This is a genomic window from Leptospira koniambonensis, assembly GCF_004769555.1.
Taxonomy (GTDB): domain Bacteria; phylum Spirochaetota; class Leptospiria; order Leptospirales; family Leptospiraceae; genus Leptospira_B; species Leptospira_B koniambonensis.
This window is the reverse complement of the sequence record NZ_RQFY01000001.1, coordinates 619,534-637,722: the sequence shown is the minus strand read 5'-3', so window position 1 is coordinate 637,722 and position 18,189 is coordinate 619,534. Positions and strand designations below refer to the sequence as shown.

General features: G+C 38.9%; 13 protein-coding genes. 7 read left to right on the top strand and 6 right to left on the bottom strand.

The genetic code is table 11. The features are described from left to right. The first annotated feature begins 100 nt into the window (after positions 1-100). Both EHQ52_RS20025 and EHQ52_RS02820 read left to right on the top strand, forming a co-directional pair. Positions 101-2,413: a hypothetical protein gene (locus EHQ52_RS20025; RefSeq protein ID WP_244244784.1), complete on the top strand. Its 2,313-nt coding sequence runs from the start codon at positions 101-103 to the stop codon at positions 2,411-2,413. Between the two features lie 267 nt (positions 2,414-2,680). Next, positions 2,681-5,731 carry an STAND family AAA ATPase gene (locus tag EHQ52_RS02820; RefSeq protein WP_135613766.1) on the top strand — a complete coding sequence of 1,017 codons (3,051 nt, stop codon included), beginning with the start codon at positions 2,681-2,683 and terminating at the stop codon, positions 5,729-5,731. 135 nt (positions 5,732-5,866) lie between these two features. On the opposite strand, the gene EHQ52_RS02815 is transcribed toward EHQ52_RS02820, so the two are convergent. After that, entirely contained in the window at positions 5,867-6,598 is a 732-nt protein-coding gene (locus EHQ52_RS02815) for a hypothetical protein (protein ID WP_135613765.1), read from the bottom strand. A gap of 173 nt (positions 6,599-6,771) precedes the next feature. On the opposite strand from EHQ52_RS02815, the gene EHQ52_RS02810 reads away from it, so the two are divergent. Then, on the top strand, positions 6,772-7,341 hold the full coding sequence (locus tag EHQ52_RS02810; RefSeq protein ID WP_135613764.1) for a hypothetical protein: 570 nt from the start codon (positions 6,772-6,774) through the stop codon (positions 7,339-7,341). A 376-nt stretch (positions 7,342-7,717) separates the two neighbouring features. Next, positions 7,718-8,290, top strand: coding sequence for a hypothetical protein (locus EHQ52_RS02805; RefSeq protein ID WP_167492159.1), 573 nt, complete (start codon positions 7,718-7,720; stop codon positions 8,288-8,290). An 80-nt stretch (positions 8,291-8,370) separates the two neighbouring features. Here the strand turns inward: EHQ52_RS02805 and EHQ52_RS02800 are convergent, their stop codons facing one another. The 5 genes from EHQ52_RS02800 to EHQ52_RS02780 all read right to left on the bottom strand — a co-directional run bounded on the left by EHQ52_RS02800 (position 8,371) and on the right by EHQ52_RS02780 (position 14,160). Continuing rightward, positions 8,371-9,156 (bottom strand): LamG domain-containing protein, encoded by a 786-nt coding sequence (locus EHQ52_RS02800; protein ID WP_135613762.1) that lies wholly within the window; start codon positions 9,154-9,156, stop codon positions 8,371-8,373. Positions 9,157-9,270: 114 nt separating this feature from the next. Further along, positions 9,271-10,743, bottom strand: coding sequence for a pectin acetylesterase-family hydrolase (locus EHQ52_RS02795; protein ID WP_135613761.1), 1,473 nt, complete (start codon positions 10,741-10,743; stop codon positions 9,271-9,273). A gap of 228 nt (positions 10,744-10,971) precedes the next feature. Continuing rightward, positions 10,972-11,367: a helix-turn-helix domain-containing protein gene (locus tag EHQ52_RS20360; RefSeq protein WP_425269374.1), complete on the bottom strand. Its 396-nt coding sequence runs from the start codon at positions 11,365-11,367 to the stop codon at positions 10,972-10,974. Positions 11,368-12,148: 781 nt separating this feature from the next. Further along, positions 12,149-13,087 (bottom strand): alpha/beta fold hydrolase, encoded by a 939-nt coding sequence (locus EHQ52_RS02785; RefSeq protein WP_135613759.1) that lies wholly within the window; start codon positions 13,085-13,087, stop codon positions 12,149-12,151. Between the two features lie 101 nt (positions 13,088-13,188). Next, a complete protein-coding gene (locus EHQ52_RS02780) occupies positions 13,189-14,160 on the bottom strand; it encodes an AraC family transcriptional regulator (protein ID WP_135613758.1) in 972 nt (323 codons plus the stop codon). 247 nt (positions 14,161-14,407) lie between these two features. Here EHQ52_RS02780 and EHQ52_RS02775 point away from each other — a divergent pair, with 247 nt between their 5' ends. Genes EHQ52_RS02775 through EHQ52_RS02765 form a run of 3 tightly spaced genes read left to right on the top strand, consistent with a single transcriptional unit; the run spans position 14,408 to position 18,147 of the window. Further along, entirely contained in the window at positions 14,408-15,418 is a 1,011-nt protein-coding gene (locus EHQ52_RS02775) for an NAD-dependent epimerase/dehydratase family protein (RefSeq protein WP_135613757.1), read from the top strand. Continuing rightward, positions 15,415-16,710, top strand: a complete 1,296-nt coding sequence (locus tag EHQ52_RS02770) for an MFS transporter (RefSeq protein ID WP_135613756.1) — start codon at positions 15,415-15,417, stop codon at positions 16,708-16,710. Before EHQ52_RS02775 ends, EHQ52_RS02770 begins: the two co-directional genes overlap by 4 nt. 9 nt (positions 16,711-16,719) lie before the next feature. Then, positions 16,720-18,147, top strand: coding sequence for an aldehyde dehydrogenase family protein (locus EHQ52_RS02765; protein ID WP_135613755.1), 1,428 nt, complete (start codon positions 16,720-16,722; stop codon positions 18,145-18,147). Positions 18,148-18,189 lie beyond the last annotated feature (42 nt).

Sequence of the window (18,189 nt, the reverse complement as noted above, 5' to 3'; positions counted from 1 at the left end):
AAATTAATCTAAGCGGACTTTTTTCTTTATTGGAATTTTCGAAAAGGTTTTTTTGGAAACTGAGATTTCTTTAAATATAAAAAAATCATAAAGTCTTGTGATGATTATGGTTAAGAGAAGAAGTAGTCGAAGAAAGGCGGGTAAAAAATCTCAGGAAGAGAATAAGTCTGCATTTTTAAGAACATTTGAAAGTCCTCTGGCTGGACTTTCGCTTGATGAACGAAAGAAGGTTATAGCAGAGGTCGGTAATCAAAATTCTATATCGCTACGCGATTCTCTAAATACGCTAATCGAGATAATTCATAAACATAATCCTTTATCAATTATCTCGATATTGGCAAATTATTATTTAAGCTTGAATGTTGGTGATGACGGAGCCGATTTACTAGACGGTGAACGTCCTATTGGTCAACCTCAGGTGGAAATATTTCAAGCTTTAATGCTAAAAGTAAAACAAGAATCCTGGGGTAAAATGCCGGCATTCCCAGATACGATAGAACTTGTAGTAAATAATTTAAAGAATATTACCTCATCATTCTCTTTATCTCGAATGAAATCGGAAATACTTGATTTACCAGTTGAAGAGCAAAGCATTATTCAATTTCAAGAAATGATTAGGAGCCATACAGCGGGCGTTCGATATTGGGGTTATTTTAAACAAGTTATTGTGATTTTAACTGAGTTGTATTCCCCTTTTGATAGTTCCACGAAACAAAGGTTTGGTTTTTCGATTAGCGATGCAATTGTATTATTTAAAACCTTAGTTGCAGAAACCGGAAGATTAATGACTGAGCGTGTTAAGCATTTTTCTTCATTGGGAGGCTTAAACTCTAAATCTGAAATAATAATGAAATACTATGAAGGTAAAGGGGCGAGCGAATTAGAAATTAGTGAAGCCTTACAAAAATTAGCCGACTTGGAATTGAGTCAAGAAGAACTTCTGATTAGGCTAATTGTTCATGAAGATCATAGTCTTTATAAGATGTTTCAATTATCATCGAAAGACTTATGTAAGAAGTGTGGGATAGATGAGAAGATTATCGGTAGAATAGTAGATTATTTTTCTTTAAAACCTGGAGATTTAGAGAATTGGGAGTCAGAGCATTTTTTCTTAGATAATCCAGTCTGGAATAAATCAATTTTGAAAGTAGGTGAAGAGTATTTTTGTATTATAGCGCAGTTGTTTTTTGGGTCTTCATTTTTTATAATTGATTCTATGCTTTCAGAAATAGACAAGGATTCCTTACATGAGAGGAGATCTAAATATCTTGAGCAAAAAATAGAAGCGATTGTAAAGCGTCGATTTCCAGAAACACTAACCGTTCCTAAAACTAAATGGAAAGATGGTGATAAGGAATACGAAACAGATTTAATTACTTTTATAGATTCTTATGCAATTATTATTGAAGCTAAGTCTGCAAAAGTTAGCAAAGAAGGATTAAGAGGAGCCCCGGAAAGAGTTAAGCGGCATATAAAGGATCTAATTGTGGAACCTAGTATTCAATCCAAAAGGTTTGAGGATAGACTTCGGTTGCTTATTGCAAACCCGGGAATTGAAGATCCACTAAAACAAAAATTACCTGTCGATTTAAGCACAATTCGTAAAATTATAAGAATATCTGTTTCTTTGGAAGATTTTGCAACTGTTCAATCTAATTTAAACAGATTTAAGCATACAAAGTGGTTCCCACAATCGTTCGTACCTTGTCCTACATTAAATTTAGCAGACTTCGAGACTGTTTTTGATTTTCTCGAGCATCCAGTTCAGATTCTTCACTATTTCGAAAGGCGAGCAGAATTGGAACGAGATGTAAAGACAGAGATAATTGGAGATGAGTTGGACTATCTAGGATTCTATTTATCCACTCTTCTCAGCCAAGGTTACGTTTATGAAAATGGTAGGGATCTTTTAGTGATTACTTCTATGTCATCTCCCATTGATCATTATTATCATTCCAGGGATCTTGGAAAAGAAGTTCCAAAGCCAAGACCAAAAATTAAGAAGTTGTTTAAAGAAATATTTTTAAAATTAGAAGAACGATCTATTCCAGGATGGACTGAGATAGGCGTCGCCTTAAATATGTTTACTCCTGATGATCAAGAAAAAATTGAAAATTTTCTTAGCAAGCTGAAAATGCAAGCGAAGAATAAGTGGAGTTCGCCTGACCTGAAAAACATATTATTATATGCGCCTCCCGTAGGAAATGAGTATGGGTTAGCATATGTTTTATTTAGTGACTCAACATTGCATCGAAAATATGAGTTCATTGAAAATGCAGCATCCCAAGTGTTTCAAACGAAGCATGTGAAGAAATCGTTAGTGATTGCTAAAAATGTCGATGATGAGGAAATCCCCTATCACTATATTGCCATGTATCAACGCTCAGAAACGGAGGATGCGGTTACGAGTTAATGGTGTATGATAAAATTTAAGAAATGATTATTTATAATTTAACTTCTGAAAACTTCCTCTTTTCGGAAGTTGAAAAAAATTCGAATAAAATCTGAATGGAAAAATTCTCTTCGAAATGAGGGATATAAACGTTAGATGTTCTTGACATAATGATTGTGAATTCATGATTATGAATTCACGAAAGCTACGTCAGACATCGCGGTGATCTTTTGGATTCCTTTTTGAAATCCAAGATAATTCCGGATTAGTCTCTATATAGGGAACAAAATGAAAATAGGGCTATTGCACTTAACAGATATTCACTTTTCTCCAACAACTAATGTCCAACCCAAAATTGAAAGTATTAAGAATATTGTTAATTCGAATTTTATAAGTATTGAGAAGTTGTATATAGCAGTAACTGGAGATATTGCTGAAAAAGGATCAACGAAAGAATATTTAGTAGCTGAGGATTTCTTTCGGAAATTAATAGAAGGCTTAAAAGCTGTTCAACCTTCGCTTGCAATTGAGATTCTTTTTGTTCCTGGAAATCATGATTGTAATTTTGAATCTGAAAGCGATTTGAGAAAAAGTATTATTAATAACATCAGTTATAATTCTTTAGGATCGGACAATAGCGTCATTGACTGTGCTCTTTCTGTTCAGAGCGAATTTTGGGAATACTATTCTAAGTTTCGATCCATTCCTGAAAATAAATTATATTACCGTGTTGAAGATAAAATTGGAAACTTTGCGATATGTTTTCATTGCTATAACACTGCATGGATGTCAAATTTAAAAGAGAAACCCGGAACTTTATTCTTTCCAGTAAAGAACTTTCAGGCAGATGGGCAGAACTTTCACCTTGATATCGGACTATATCATCATCCGATCAATTGGTTTACACCGAAAACAGAGGAGAATAATAAAATTGAATTTCAATTATTTTTGGAAAAGACCTGTTCTATTCAGCTGGTTGGCCATGAGCACATTGCTACTGGTAGTGCTGCTGAAAACTTAGATAAAATTGAATATACAATTTGTATTTCGGGTCAAAATTTTAATCTTAAAAACCAACCGGGTAGTTGTGGTTTCAACTTAATCGAAGTAGATTTATTGAATGAAGATTTGAAATACACGAAATATTCTTGGGATGGCGAAATTTTTATATCTTCCGAATCTAAAAAAATAAATTACTCGAAGAAAGAAAAAAGAGAATTAATAATTAAAAAGGAATTTTTGAGTAAGATTGCTGAAATTGGAATTCCCCTCAATATAAATAGCCACAAGTTAAAACTTGGCGATATTTTTATTTATCCTCATTTAGAAAGAATGGGCGTCGAGGATACAAAAATTGACGAATATACAGAGTCGGGAGATTTATTATCCGATTCTGATTTACAGTATTGTATTTTAGAGGGGGAGAGCCAATCCGGGAAATCTTCCTTGTTGAAAACAATTTTTACAAGATTTTATGAAAAGGGTGTCTACCCAATATTGATTGACGGAACGGAAATAAAGAATGTCGAATCTGATCAATTTATTAAAAATTCATTAAATAGAATATATGAAACAAGTTCTAAATTATATGATCGATATAAGCAACTGCCTAAAAGCGAAAAAGTAATCTTGATCGATAACTTTCATAGAATGAAAGGAGGATCGGAGTTAAAGCAGGATTTTCTTAGAAAATTGACTGAAAAGTTTTCCAATGTGATTTTGACTATAGATACGGCTAACGGGATTTTGCCTTTTGTTCACTCTGAGTTTAGTAATTATAAGAGCTTTAAAATCAAAGCCTTTGGCTATAAGAAAAGAAATGAGATCATAGAGAAGTATTTAAAATTACAAGACAATACTTCAATCATCGATGAAGAAAAATTTTTAAAGAAGATTCAAAATACATATGAACAAATTGGGAATCTTTTGGGTAATGAAGTTTTACCATCATATCCTGTTTTTTTGCTTACCTTGCTTCATGCTTTAAGTAATGCTTCGTATGAGCTAAAGGAAACATCGTTTGCTTATTGTTATCAAACCCTTTTAACTCTCGCTCTTGTTGGAAAAGCTAAAGTTGAAAATGAAGATCTGAGTGTCTATTTTAACTTTTTAGAATCTCTTTCTTATAAGCTTTTTACGTTGCCAAAATATCAAATTTCAGAAGCTGATTATATTGGTTTTCAGGCTGAATATGCAAAAAAATGGATATTGCCAGATGCTAGTAGAGTTACTCAAAAATTGGTCGATTCACAAATATTAAGGAATGAAAATGGAACTTACGAGTTTGGATATAAATATATTTTTTATTATTTAGTTGCGAAATATTTGGCGAAAAGAATTGCATTTGAGGACGGCAAAGAGGCTATCAAATCTCTGTTTGAAAATTTAGAAGCTGAAATAAATGCAAATATATTGGTCTTTATTACTCACCACAATATAGACTCATCGTTTATCCAAGATTCTGTTTTGCATGCGATGTTATCTTTTTCCGAAACTAAGGAAATTACTTTAGATAAGGATTGTCATTCATATCTCCAAATAGGAGATATAATTGAATCAATTAAAAACGATGTTATTGACGCTTCTCGAAATAAACCTTTGGAAGAGCGAAAAAAGGCGTTACAAGCACAGGATTCTGCTAATCGAGAAACGGAACGAAGGAATGTAGACGCATCAACCATTAATCAAGAGATTAGAGACACAATGATGCCGTTTTTGAAGGCTTTTAGACTGATGGACATTGTTGGACAAATTGCAAAGAATAGAAAAGGATCACTGCAAAAAGATGAATTGTCCAATATGATAAAAGAAATATACCTAAATGGGTTCCGTATGATTTCTTCTTTTGGTGGAATTTTGTCTGCAGAGAAGGATCTTATTACGGAAGAAATTAAATTAAAATTCGAGAAAGAGAGAGAAGAGAAATATAAAGATAAAAAATGGATGTTGGAGAAGAGTGAAGACGAAGACAAGATTTCGAAAAGGATTAAGGTATTTTTTAATTTGATTACATTGGAGACTTGTTTATCTGTATTTGCGAAAATAATCCAAGCAACTGGAATGAGAGATCTTAAAGAAATATATATGGAAGTTGCAAAAGAAATTGGTACTCCTGCAGCAAAACTTGTTTCATTCAGTATTAACTCGTATTTTAACAAAGTGACGAGTGAAGATGTCAAAGAATTAGCGGAAGAGTTCAAAGATAATTTTGTAGCGTTATTTATTTTAAAGGCTCGAGTTAAATCTTATATCTACTATAACTATGTTGATCATAGAGAAAAAATGAAGTTAGCTCAAATTCTTGATATGAAGATCATTAATAATCGTAAAACGCATTGATTTTTCAAGTCGCATATTTACTGATACTATTTTCTAAACGATCAATGGTTGAGATTTTTTCTTACTTCCCATAATTGACAATCTGTCGCATTGAGCAAGGTTTCTATTTGAGATGCTACGTAAAGTCCAAATAGCTTAAAAAGATACACCCGCTGCAATACTAATATAGCTAAGTCCATGAAGAGATGGAAAACTTGCGCCTGATTTTAAGAGTTCTAATTCAGCAAGAGATGCAGCTCGACCTAATCCAAACAAACCACGGTCATCATTATAGATATATATTTTCTCTTGCCCATAAATTTGATTCTGTACACCAAGCTCCGTTTTAATAAAAATACCGGTCGAATGCGTCCATTGAAGACCTATACCGAGTGTTCCCATTACAGTATTTTTTCGTTCTGCCGAGTAAGAAACAGATCCTGGATAAATTTGATAAGGGTCCGTAAAATGGACATTACTTCGTGAAGTAGGCATAGTACTAACATGCGCCGAAATGAAAAAAATACCTTCGAAAGGGAAATAGTTTATAAATAAATCTCCTGAAATTTTATCCCAAGACTTATACATATCGCAGGTTTTTAAATTTGTAATATAGTCAGCATCGTACGAACAATTAATTACCTGATTATCGTAGTTATTGGTCTGGCGGATTGTGTATTGAATGGAAGTTCCGACACTGACGAATTTGTTTATATTATATCCAAAATTAACATTCCAATAATTGAATGCTGCATTTGTCGATGCACCTGCACTTATGGAAAAGGGTTTTCTTTCTCTAATTTCACCTTGAGACTGGGATCTCAATACATTAAGTGGTGTCAGAAGAAGCAGATAAACGAGAACCGTAAGGCCCAAATTTTTGTTCAATGTAAACTCCAGGTGAGTGATAGTAGTTAAACAAATTATTGTAAAACATTGAATGCAATAAAATTAAATTATTTAATACTGAGTCATATTCTCTTTTTTTAGAAAAAGTTGACTCAACTTTATAATTTCAAGATATATCAATAATAGACTATCGTGTAAATTTGAGGTGTATTTTGAAATATCTGAAATTTGCTATTATTTACTGTAGCCATTTTGCAGTTATTTGTCTTAATCATAGTTGTGTAACTACGGCTGGAATTACTGAGATGATTGTTTGGGACTCTGGCACAAATAAGAAAGTGGCAGATAGAATTTACATAAGTGATTCTACAGGGGGAGAAATGACAGTCCCTTGGGGATCTCCTACAATTACAGATAGAAATTTTACAAACGCTTTAAAAGAATCAATTATCAATTCAGGTTTATGCGAATCCATTTCTATAAATATGAACGAAGACTGGACTTTGGGCGCAGCGATTATGAAATTAGAGAATCCATCATTTGGAGCTATGGATTTTACTCATAAGCTTACAGTTAGGTATATCCTGAAGAATAAAGGAACCTCTGTATTCAATGAACTTATTGAGGCTCAGGGAATTGGAAAATTTTCGGACCAACGCGTTGCGCTTTATCGAGCACAAATGGCTACTGAAGCGGCTGCACAAGAAAATATTCGGAAGTTTTTGGCAGAGTTGAAGAGGAAATTAAACTTAAAATCCGGAAAGCCTAAGTTAGGCAAGTGAACTTTCTTTTCACGAAAACCTGCGGAAGAATATGTTAAATCGGGTTCAGCAAATGGTATCTTGAAGTTAAGTAACCATATTGGGATATCCGATTCAGTTTTCGTTTTGCTTAGATCGCCGCTGTAAAAGTTTTTCTTATAGAGTTTGGCAGTGTAGTTCCAAGTGTTCTTAAAAAAATATTTATATAGTCCGACTTGGAATCAGACATGTATATAAAGAAGAAAGAGCCGAATAACTAAGTTGCAGGGCTCTTTTAAAAAAAGAAAAGGTCTATATTCATTTTATGATACGTGTATTTTCGTCGTCATGTGTGATTCTTTTATTCTTCACCTTGATTGGTTGCGAACAAGGTTCATCGGACGGATCCCAAGCGATTTTGGCATTAGCCTTGTCGAATTCCGGAGGTGGCGGGACTACTCCGGGAGAAGAACTTCCTCCCCCGGAGGATCCTTCCCGAATTCTTTTCATTACTAGCAGCGTCTATAACGGAAATCTAGGTGGAGTAAGCGGAGCGGATTTTCGTTGTGCTTCCACTGCAGGAGCGGGCGGTTTATCAGGAACTTTTCAAGCGGTTATTTCTACTTCTGCAATGCATGCTCGAGGTAGGATGCCAAATGCGAAGTATGTGACGACCGCAGGAGAAACGATCGCTCTTTCCGTCTCGGATCTTTTTGACGGGACGATCGCGACACAGATTCGTAATGAGCAAGGCAACTATGCTCCTTCTTCCGGGACGTATCGTTCGGTTTGGACCGGAACCAGATGGGACGGATATTACGTGAACGGGACCAAGACTTCCTGCAAAGATTGGACGTCTAGTTCCAATCCGGATTGGGGAGAAGTTGGTTTTGTTTCTAGGCTGGATTCTTTCTGGGTTTGGGTGAACGATACAGGTTGGGCCCCTTGCGATGTCCAGAGAGCCTTGTATTGTTTCCAAGCTTCCCTCTAAAGAAATTCATTTTAGAAATTCGGCGATAGTTAGGTGAAGCTTCTTAATTAGATCTGCGGTATCCGTTATGCGGATAGGAATTAAAAACTGAAAAATATCGGAGGAACAATTCTATCATAAATTCGAACTTCGTCTATACTGATGGGCTGAGAGCCTCCGCCAAGTGTGCCGTATCCTAAGGTAAAGGGGGCACCGGAGTTCCAAGGGGTTCCATTTGGATTATATACTACCGACTTTACTAGATCATTTCCAACATATAAGTTGGCAGTATTATTAGGAAGATCCCAGATGAAAGTTACATGATACCAAACATCGTCTTGGTAGATTCCGCAAGGACTGACATTGCTCACGACTCCCGATCCTCCGCTTACTGTGTAAATTCGGATTCCATGTAAACAATTGGTGGACCCGTCTAAAAACTGAAATCCTAGACCGTCTCCTTGTCCCATAATTGTACCTCCTGCAGAGGGTTTAAATTTTCCTTTTACCCAAGCGCTAAGAGTAAAGGAAGCGATTCCAGTTAGTATAGGTTCCCCAGCAATCGCATCCGAGCTATGCCATGAGTCTATACCATCGTAACTGTAGGCTCCATTGGGTAAACCATTGTGATCGGAGATTAGCTTAGGTCCGGCGGTTCCAAATGCAGTTAGGTGGATAGATCCGACTCTATCGGTTGCGTCCCCATCCAAGGGCCAATAATGGATCAAGCCAACGTTTATGTTCGCAAGGAAAAGATCTCCTATGTTCTCAATACGATCATCTCCTCCTGAAGGCCAAAGGGCATTCAAGAGAAGAGCAGTTCCGCAATTTTGAAAACTGAAAATTACGAAAAGGATAACGATGAGAGGATAACGGAGGTTAGACATAGTCGCATTTTAAAGTTTGACCAATAGTGGAGAAAATAAAGATGCAACGCAATCATTATCGAAACACTCTTTATTCAAACACGGTCGCTATGAAGCGACCGTGTTTGAAGTGCTCTAGTTAAAAAAAGAGGCGGTGTTACAGGTTTGGCTTAGGTCCTTACTCGAAGCATAAGATTCGTTTGAGGTAGGTTTTTTTAACGCCAGATTGATAAATGTAGGTGTTAGATTATCTAATATGCAGGAACTCCCGCCATCATAACATCGAACGGAACTCGGTAACGGACCATTTACCATCGAATTTACCCAGGAGACAAACGGTTGGTTTGCCGATTTGAGTTGGAACATTTCGTTATGTCCTGTTCTTGTGTGAATATCTCCTGGAGCAATATAATAACTGAAATTTGGCGAGGCAGTTGCAATTGATTTTGCTTTCTGGATTGTCTGACTTACCCAATCGCAGTTTGAACCTGAGACCCCCACCGATCCGTCAGGTACAGTATCTCCAAGAGGAAAACTCCCGAAAAGCGCGGAGTTTTTTCTATTAGAATCATATGGATCTTGTATTATCGCATTCGTATATTCGCTAGGATCAGAAATTCCAGCTACTGTATCTACTAACTTGTAAAAGTATCTTTGGGTAGTGTCAAATGCTGATGTCAACATTCCGACTCTATCGCTTGAATAATAGGCAGCAATTTTTTTAATATAATCGTCGAACGATGGGCTTCCTGAAAAATAAGTCGAGTTGATTCCGGTTACCCATGTCGGTAGATTTTTATTTGCATCCCAATTGCCTACCATGGCACTGAATAAGCTGGCTGAAGTTACCCCTACGGATGAATCAGTTAAAACGTTAACCGAAGCCGATGGACTGAGTTCTGTTATAGCCTCCCTTATATGAGGATAATTTAATATTGCAGAATATCCTCCGGCACTTTGTCCGAGGACAAATACATCTGTGACCCCCTGATAATTTTCCTGAATATATTTTAAGACTGCGAGGAAATTGTCATGCCCGTAATGGGGAAAATCCACATTGGTGTTTCCTTTAGTCGGATCTTGGTATGCTGCCGTTTTGGATCCAAAAAACAAATCAGCAGAGCAATGTGGAATAATGATTACATCGTAATCTTTGAGCGGATTGCTTGCTATATCCTTATTAAATATCCCTTCACTAAAGAAAAACTTAGAAACGATGAAAAACGGGTAATCTTTGTAATTTACATATGTTGTAGTATTACTTCCGAAACAATTGTAACTGCTCCAGCAGCTGCCTCCCCCCATGAAGTTGATTAGTAACTTGGAATTTTTTTCCGCAGTTTTTCTTCGATAGAATGTGAAAGGCAATTCTCCGGATCCATTTTTATCTGGGCATTTAGGAGTGTAGGAGCGGCCAGTCTGATAACTTGAACCGGCTGTTGCTGCTGTATTTATTTGGATCGTTCCCGGGCCAACGCTGATCTCTTCGTATGGAGTATAAAAAATTGAGTATAGAAGTAGTTCTTCTGAACTGATTCCTTCGCTTTCTTTTCTACACGTGATTAAGAATGCCAATGCTATCAAAGCTAGGCAAAATGAATATTTCATAGTGGTTTCTCTTCCTATTCTATATATGGCAATGTGTCGGAATTTACCGAAACTTGACGGAAGAGATTGTATCCTGGGGACGACCTCGCTGCGTCCAGGATCGCAATTCTGGACCCGATTTTTGTTAAAAAGGAGCTTAGAAAAAGCCGCCCGACAAACCTTATCAAAAAAGAAGCGAGATGGGAATGGTATCTTAATCTAGAATGTTCTCCTTGAAAGATTAATTCGTCATCTCACTTGGATTTTGCGTTTTGATTTTATATATTCAGAAGGCGACATACCCAGTTCTAATTTAAAAATCCAATTAAAGCTGGATTTCGAATTGAATCCGGCGTCGAGGGCAATTCGAAGCAAATTGGGTTTCGATTCGGATTCTAATCGAAGAAGCACATATTCAATTCGCTTTCCGTTAATATACTGAGAAAAATTTTGGCGATTTTCCTCGTTAATAAACTGAGAGAGTTGTCGGACCGTTACTTTCAGATGTTTTGCTAGATCTTCAATCGTAAGTCTTTCTTTCTGGTAGATCCTATCTACATAAATAGCGTGGTCCAAGGAATCGGAGAGGCTAATAGTTTTATAGGATGTAAATCTTCGAATTCGGTCCGCAGACCTTTTGGACATTTCATATATTTCTTTCCAAAGATTGATCGAATCTAGGGAAGCGAAAGCGAGAGCGCATTGTATTGTCAGCGCTGTTAGTCCCAGTTTTAGTACGGTTTGGTTGCCCAAATAGAAGGCGCTGCAAAGAATTAAGTTAATCGATAGACCGATCCATAAAGCGATGAGTCCCTTTCTGACCTTCTTTCCTTTTTCATTCTTAGAAGTTCTAAACAATAAAATTGAATCTGCGAAAATAGATGCATAAAAGTATAGAAGAACGACGGACGAGGCTCTAAATAGCCAATCGGTCCAAACGGTTTCTGATCCTTTGAAAATCGTATCTGGACGGTCCGGTAAAGGGAAATTGAAATGTTCTGATCCGGTTAATATTGCTATAGAGAAAAATGCCGGCAGAAGACCGATCCAATGAGAACGTTTTCGTCGGCGTCTGTCTCGAAATATATAAAAATAGAAATGATAGACGATATATCCGAAAGCGCTCGTTGCCGGAATATATAAATAATTGAAGATCCTCCATTGAGAGTAGCTTTCGGAAATAAACATATATCCGAAGAAAAAGAATGCAAATTTTAATCCGTACAGAGGAACAGAGTATGAGGATAAGGGATATTGATTCTTGAATAAAAGTAAGCCTCTCAGTAGCAATAGGAGAGAAAGGGAAAGGCCAAGGTAAATAAAAAGTAAATATGCGTTCATATATCTTTCAAATCTCTTTGACTAGAAAGATATCGTTCGAAGAGTCCATAGTTAAAGCGATCATGACGGGCAACGTGAGCGCCTGTTATTTGCGCAAAGAGTTTCCCAGCAGAAAGTCGATTACGAATTCCAATACGCGTTCACTTACGTTAAACGTAATCGCATGACCTTTGTCTTGAATCGGAATGATTTTTGCCTGAGGAACGAATTCTTGAAGTGTTTGAGATTGCTCAAATGCATTCACGGTATCCGAAGTTCCCCAGAGTGTAAGTACCGCCTTTTTCGTTTTTCCAAGTGCTTGGAAATCTTCCGGTTGCCAATATATTTTATAATGTCGGAGGGTATTCAATATTCCTTCGGCAAATCCAGTGTATTGCGTCTGCAATTCCATCCAGTGAGCAATATTTTGACGGTCCGGAGAATTTACGTTGGCCTCATCCATTTGTCTTTTCATCTGAGCAGACCCAAAGAAATGAAAAATCAAGTCTCCCAAACCCGGCCAAAGTAAAATACTGCTTGTGGGACGATTGTCTTTACCAACTCCAGCCGGTGCCATTAATACGACGGACTTTACTTTCTCGGGATAATTTGCAGTAAACGCTGCAACAATCGCTCCCCCCATGGAGGCGCCTACGATTTGAACGGGACTTTCAATCCGAAGTTTTTCCAACAGTTGTTTTAACTGTAAAACATAGAAATCCTTTGTATAGTCTATGTCGGGTCGATCCGAAAGTCCGTAGCCGAATAAGTCGGGAACGATAACTCGAAATCCTGCATCTGCAAGTGGCTTTTGCCAATTTTTGTATGCATAGCCTCCAATTACCGCACCATGAACGAGTAAAACTACCGGGCCGTCTTTAGGACCGGAAATTCGTACATGCATGACTCCCATGGGCAATGAGATAAACTCACTTGCGTCTCCATTTTGTAGAAGTATAGCACGTTGGCTTTCATCAATACTTTTCGCGTTTAATTGCAGTCCTGTAAGTACGATCAGGCTTACAATAGTTACTAATACTTTCATATATTCTTATCTCCGTTACATCTTATAAATGTTTGCTTTGATTATTCGACATCGTTTGCGTTATGCAGAAAACGGATATTGCGGACGGTAATCTGAACAAATTACTCGCCTCGTAGTTCCGAGAACAAACCGGATGTATTTCTAATTCGTTTGATATCTTTCAGTGGAGCTAACCCGAAAAGTCTTTTGTATTCTCTGTTAAATTGGGACAGACTTTCATATCCGACTTCAAAAGCCGCTGTAGTCACATCTATCATCCCGCTTAGTAGCAGCTTCCTCGCTTCGAGCAGTCTTAGTCTTTTTTGATATTGGATTGGTCCCATTGTAGTCACGATCTTGAATTTTTGGTGAAGAGCGGATGCACTCATATGATGTTTTTTAGCTAACTGTTCGATCGTGATCGGTACATTGAAGTTGTCCCGAATCCATTCTACAATTCTTTCAATTTGATCGGACTTTTGTTCGGATATTGCTTGTTTTGCGAATAATTGTCCGTACGGGCTTATTAAAATGCGGTAAATTAATTCCTTCTTAACGAGAGCTCCCACGAAAAGTGCCTCTTCCTCCGATTTTTTTAATAATTTTAAGAGTTTAATAAAAAGTTCGAGAATTCCTGAGTCGAATTTTCCGATCAATGCTCCGGCCATAGGTTTTACATCGAACTGCTGGATTCTAATTTTTGCTTCGGTAATGATTGTAGCAACTTCCTTACGATTGAAGTCTAACGTAACTCCGACGTAAGGGGAGGTTCGGCTCGCTTTAGATACGTGTCCTGTCGCAGGCATATCCACAGAGGCAGCGACGAAATCACCTGCACCGTAACTGACTACTTCAGTTCCGATAAATCCGGTTTTCCTCCCTTGAGCAACTATGCAAAAGGAAGGATTGATAATTCCACAGCTGGTTTGAGTCGGAGCACTCCGTCGAGCGATATGCAAAAAGGGAATAATTGTCTGTGTTTTTCCTTCGCCGTAGCCATGGGTTAATGCTACGACTTCATCCAACAATTTCTGAAAGTTTGTCTGTGTTGAAGTCTCTTCCGTATTCTTAACATGGAGTAATGGTCCCTTCATATTACAGCCTACCTATTCCGGAATTGTAAGGTTAAAATATAAACTAGTCTCGCCCATTACTGCAAGATTATTGCATAAAACTTCATTCAATTTATTGGCGGCCTAAATAGTTGCAATGCCATTCCAAAGAAAATGCAACCTCAATCTATCGAAGATCACTCAAAAAAATTTTTATGCAATATTTTCGGACGAATAGCGTGGCGCAGAATTTTTGGATGTGTAAGATTCAATATGAATTGGAGGGAATGTGGCCGAAACAGTTTTAGTAACCGGCGGGACCGGATTCGTTGCAAGCCGATGCATTCGCGAACTTCTTCATAAGAATTTTATTGTGCATACTACGATTCGTAGTTCAGGAAAGGAGTCTTTGCTCCGTTCGACATTGAACGTTTTCGATGAGCGGCTCAAAGTATTTGTGGCTGATCTTACCAGTGATGCGGGTTGGGATGAGGCTGTTCGTGGATGTAGATTTGTTCTGCATATCGCTTCTCCCTTAATAGGAAAAGATGAGGGAAATCCGGATGTTTTCGCCTTGCCTGCTCAAGAAGGAACTTTGCGCGTCCTAAGAGCTTCAGTAAGGGAAAAAGTAAAGCGTGTGGTGATGACTTCTGCAGCTGCAGCAGCTCGCCCACCATTAGACTCGGGAAGGGAGAGCGTGGAAGATGTATGGGCGGATCCTGAGGATTCTCAATTCGACGAGTATCGAAAATCTAAGATCCGTGCGGAGAGAATCGCTTGGGAGTTCATGCGCTCCGAAGGAGGAGAAACGGAATTTACTAGCATTTTGCCCGGAGCAGTTTTCGGTCCGATTATGAGCGAAGAGAACTTACATGGTTCGGTTCAAATAATCGACGGGATGTTGAAAGGAAAGTTTCCCCTCTTAGCTCCGATAGGATTTTACGTCGTCGATGTTCGTGATTTAGCAGATGCACATATCCGTGCCATACTAAGTCCCAATGCTGCGGGGGAAAGGTTCATTGTCGCTGGCGAATTTATGTGGATGAAGGAGATTGCGCAAACCCTGAAAGAACATCTTGGTACGGTGGCCACAAAGGTTTCTACAAGTAGTTTACCCGGCTTCGTGGTAAAGCTTCTTGCACCTTTCAGTTCACAAATGAGAAGTATCAGTCCTTTGGTTCATAAGAAATTCGAGCAATCCTCCGAAAAGGCGAAGCGTATTCTCGGTTTTCAGGCTCGTTCCGCCGTTGAAACCATAGTCGATTGTGCGAATAGCTTGAGGAATTCTGTAAGATTATGAGAGCTTGGGCAACGACATTCATCATTTTAATCTTTGCAATCCTAGCGTTCATCGATCGCATTTCCATTTCCCTGATGGTCGATCCGATTAAGAACTCCTTTAGAATAGATGATTTCAGGATGGGACTTTTGCAGGGTCCAGCTTTCGCGCTCTTCTTTCTGTTGGGGAGTCTGCCGATGGGATGGATCGTAGATCGTTATTCGAAACGGTGGACGATCTATCTTGGTGTAACCGTTTGGTCTCTTGCTACGATAGCGAGCGCATTTGCAAATTCGTTCTTCGCTTTGGTAATCGCTCGATGTATCGTCGGTTTGGGAGAAGCGACTCTGCAGCCGGCAGGATGGAGCATGGTCGCAAAGATTTTTCCTGCGCGACGATTCGGACTTGCGATCAGCATTCTTTCTTCAGGAGCACAAATCGGAGCCGCTTTTTCATATATTTTAGGCGGCTTGATTCTTGCGGAATCTGTACGTATCGGTTCTTTTGCGAGCTCTTTCGTCGGACTTCTTACTCCTTGGCAAATTGTATTTTTAGTCTCGGGAATTCCAGGAATCTTTCTGGCTTTTCTTATATTCATCGCTCCCAAAGAGAGAAAAGGAAATAGGGAAGATACAGGAGAAAATTCGTTAGGCCTTAAATCCTTTATTCATGAGGAAAGAAAGTTCCTGACCTACCATTTTCTCGGATTCGGATTCCAGTGCGCGATGGTTCTCGGCGCAGCGGCATGGATACCTACATATTTGCAACGCATCGAAGAGATTAGTGTCACGACCACTGGAGTTATTTTAGCGATCCTTGCATTTCCAATCGGTACATTCGGGGTGATTTTTGCAGGATGGTTTGCGGATCGAGCCTATGCACAAGGTCGCCATGATATCCATTTATCTCATTTTTCTAATGTATGTGCGGTTATGGTTTTAATAGGTGGCCTTACTTTCTCATTTTCTAAATCCGCTCCTTTGACGATCGCCGCTCTCGCGTTCATGGGATTGATTCAACCGTTTTCGGGAGTAGCAGGGGCATCCTTGCAAATATCTACTCCGAGTGCGGTTCGAGGAAGGATCTCCGCCGCGTTCATTATGTTCTATAATGCAGTGGGGATGACTTTGGGACCTAGCTTCATCGCCTTTATCAGCGATTATGTGGTTGGGCCGGAGCGACTCGGGATAGCAATTGCAATCAATTTTGCTGTAATGGGATCTCTTGCCTCCTTGTTTCTTTGGCTAGGAAAATCTCATGCAGCGGCTGCTTCCCGAAAATACGGAGCTTTGATTCCGGATCAAAACGGATAGGGGGATGTAATGAAAATAATCACCACACATTATATTGATGGAAAATTCATCGAATCAAAAGGAAAAGAGACGCTCGATTTAATCAGTCCGATAAACAAAAAAGTGATCGGAAGAGTAACTCTCGGAAATCGGGAAGATGTTTCCCTGGCGGTGAACGCCGCGAAAGTATCGTTTCTAAATTGGTCTATGACAACGATAGAGGAAAGAAAGAAATATCTTCAAGCGATCTATGAATCTCTTCAAAGTAGGCGAAAGGATCATATCGATGCGATTATGGAAGAATACGCGGGTCGCACTTTGGCCGGGGCGGCTGCTTCCGTCGATGCAGCGATTCAAACATATAAGACTGTTCAGCAGTTGATAGATAAGGTTCCCTTTTCTCGAAACTTTGGTGAAGCAGAGATTGTTTTGCGCCCGATCGGGGTTGCGGCTCTCATCACTCCTTGGAATGCGGATTTATTCAATACTGCTATTAAGATCGCTCCTGCCCTTGCTGCCGGATGCACGGTCGTTGTAAAACCGAGCGAGTTGAGCGCGATACAAACGAACGTTATGTTAGAATGCATCGACAAAGCAGGACTTCCATCCGGAGTAATCAATGTCGTAAACGGATTAGGGGAAGTAGTCGGTCAGGAAATGATCACCCATCCGTTCGTAGATAAGATTTCCTTCACCGGATCGACGATCGTCGGAAAACATATTTTGCGAGCAGCAGTCGATACGATGAAGCGGGTTACTCTAGAGCTAGGTGGAAAGTCAGCGACAATTCTTCTTGATGATGCAGACCTTGAGGAAGCGATTCCATTTTCTCTTCGAGCAGCTTTCATGAATAACGGACAAGCTTGTATAGCAGGGACCAGGCTACTAATTCCGGAGAGCCGTGCTGAGGAGATCAAATCTATGCTCAAGAAAGCCGCTTTGAATATAAAAGTCGGAAATCCGTCTGAGTCCGATACGGTCATTGGTCCCCTTGTTTCGGAGAAGCAATGGATTCGAGTGCAGAACTATATCAAAAAAGGAATCGATGAGGGTGCGGAAGTACTTATAGGGGGACTTGGATCTCCTGATGGACTGGAAGATGGATATTTTACGAAGCCGACGATTTTTGTGAATGTCAAGAATAGCATGCAGATTGCTCAGGAGGAAATTTTCGGCCCTGTTCTTTCGGTTATTACGTACGAATCGGAGGAGGAAGCGATCAAGATTTCGAACGATTCGCCGTACGGTCTTTTCGCATGGATTAGCGGCAAAGATAAGTCTCGGGCAAAGCGAGTTGCCGAGAGGATAGAAGCGGGAGGAGTTATGATCAATGAGTTTAAGAATGTTGCCGCTTATCCGGAAATTCCGGCAGGTGGAATGAAACAATCAGGAATCGGACGAGAGCTAGGAGTATACGGAATAGAAGAGTATTTGCAAACACAGTCTATCTATGGATAGGCTGTCCGTTAAATATCTTGTTTCTTGAAGTTAGGATTATAC

Coding starts and splice junctions, on each gene's coding strand:
- EHQ52_RS02785 (WP_135613759.1), bottom strand. CDS start 13,087: ATGAAAGTATTAGTAACTATTGTAAGCCTGATCGTACTTACAGGACTG.
- EHQ52_RS02780 (WP_135613758.1), bottom strand. CDS start 14,160: ATGAAGGGACCATTACTCCATGTTAAGAATACGGAAGAGACTTCAACA.
- EHQ52_RS02820 (WP_135613766.1), top strand. CDS start 2,681: ATGAAAATAGGGCTATTGCACTTAACAGATATTCACTTTTCTCCAACA.
- EHQ52_RS02765 (WP_135613755.1), top strand. CDS start 16,720: ATGAAAATAATCACCACACATTATATTGATGGAAAATTCATCGAATCA.
- EHQ52_RS20360 (WP_425269374.1), bottom strand. CDS start 11,367: ATGTCCAAAAGGTCTGCGGACCGAATTCGAAGATTTACATCCTATAAA.
- EHQ52_RS02800 (WP_135613762.1), bottom strand. CDS start 9,156: ATGTCTAACCTCCGTTATCCTCTCATCGTTATCCTTTTCGTAATTTTC.
- EHQ52_RS02770 (WP_135613756.1), top strand. CDS start 15,415: ATGAGAGCTTGGGCAACGACATTCATCATTTTAATCTTTGCAATCCTA.
- EHQ52_RS02795 (WP_135613761.1), bottom strand. CDS start 10,743: ATGAAATATTCATTTTGCCTAGCTTTGATAGCATTGGCATTCTTAATC.
- EHQ52_RS20025 (WP_244244784.1), top strand. CDS start 101: ATGATTATGGTTAAGAGAAGAAGTAGTCGAAGAAAGGCGGGTAAAAAA.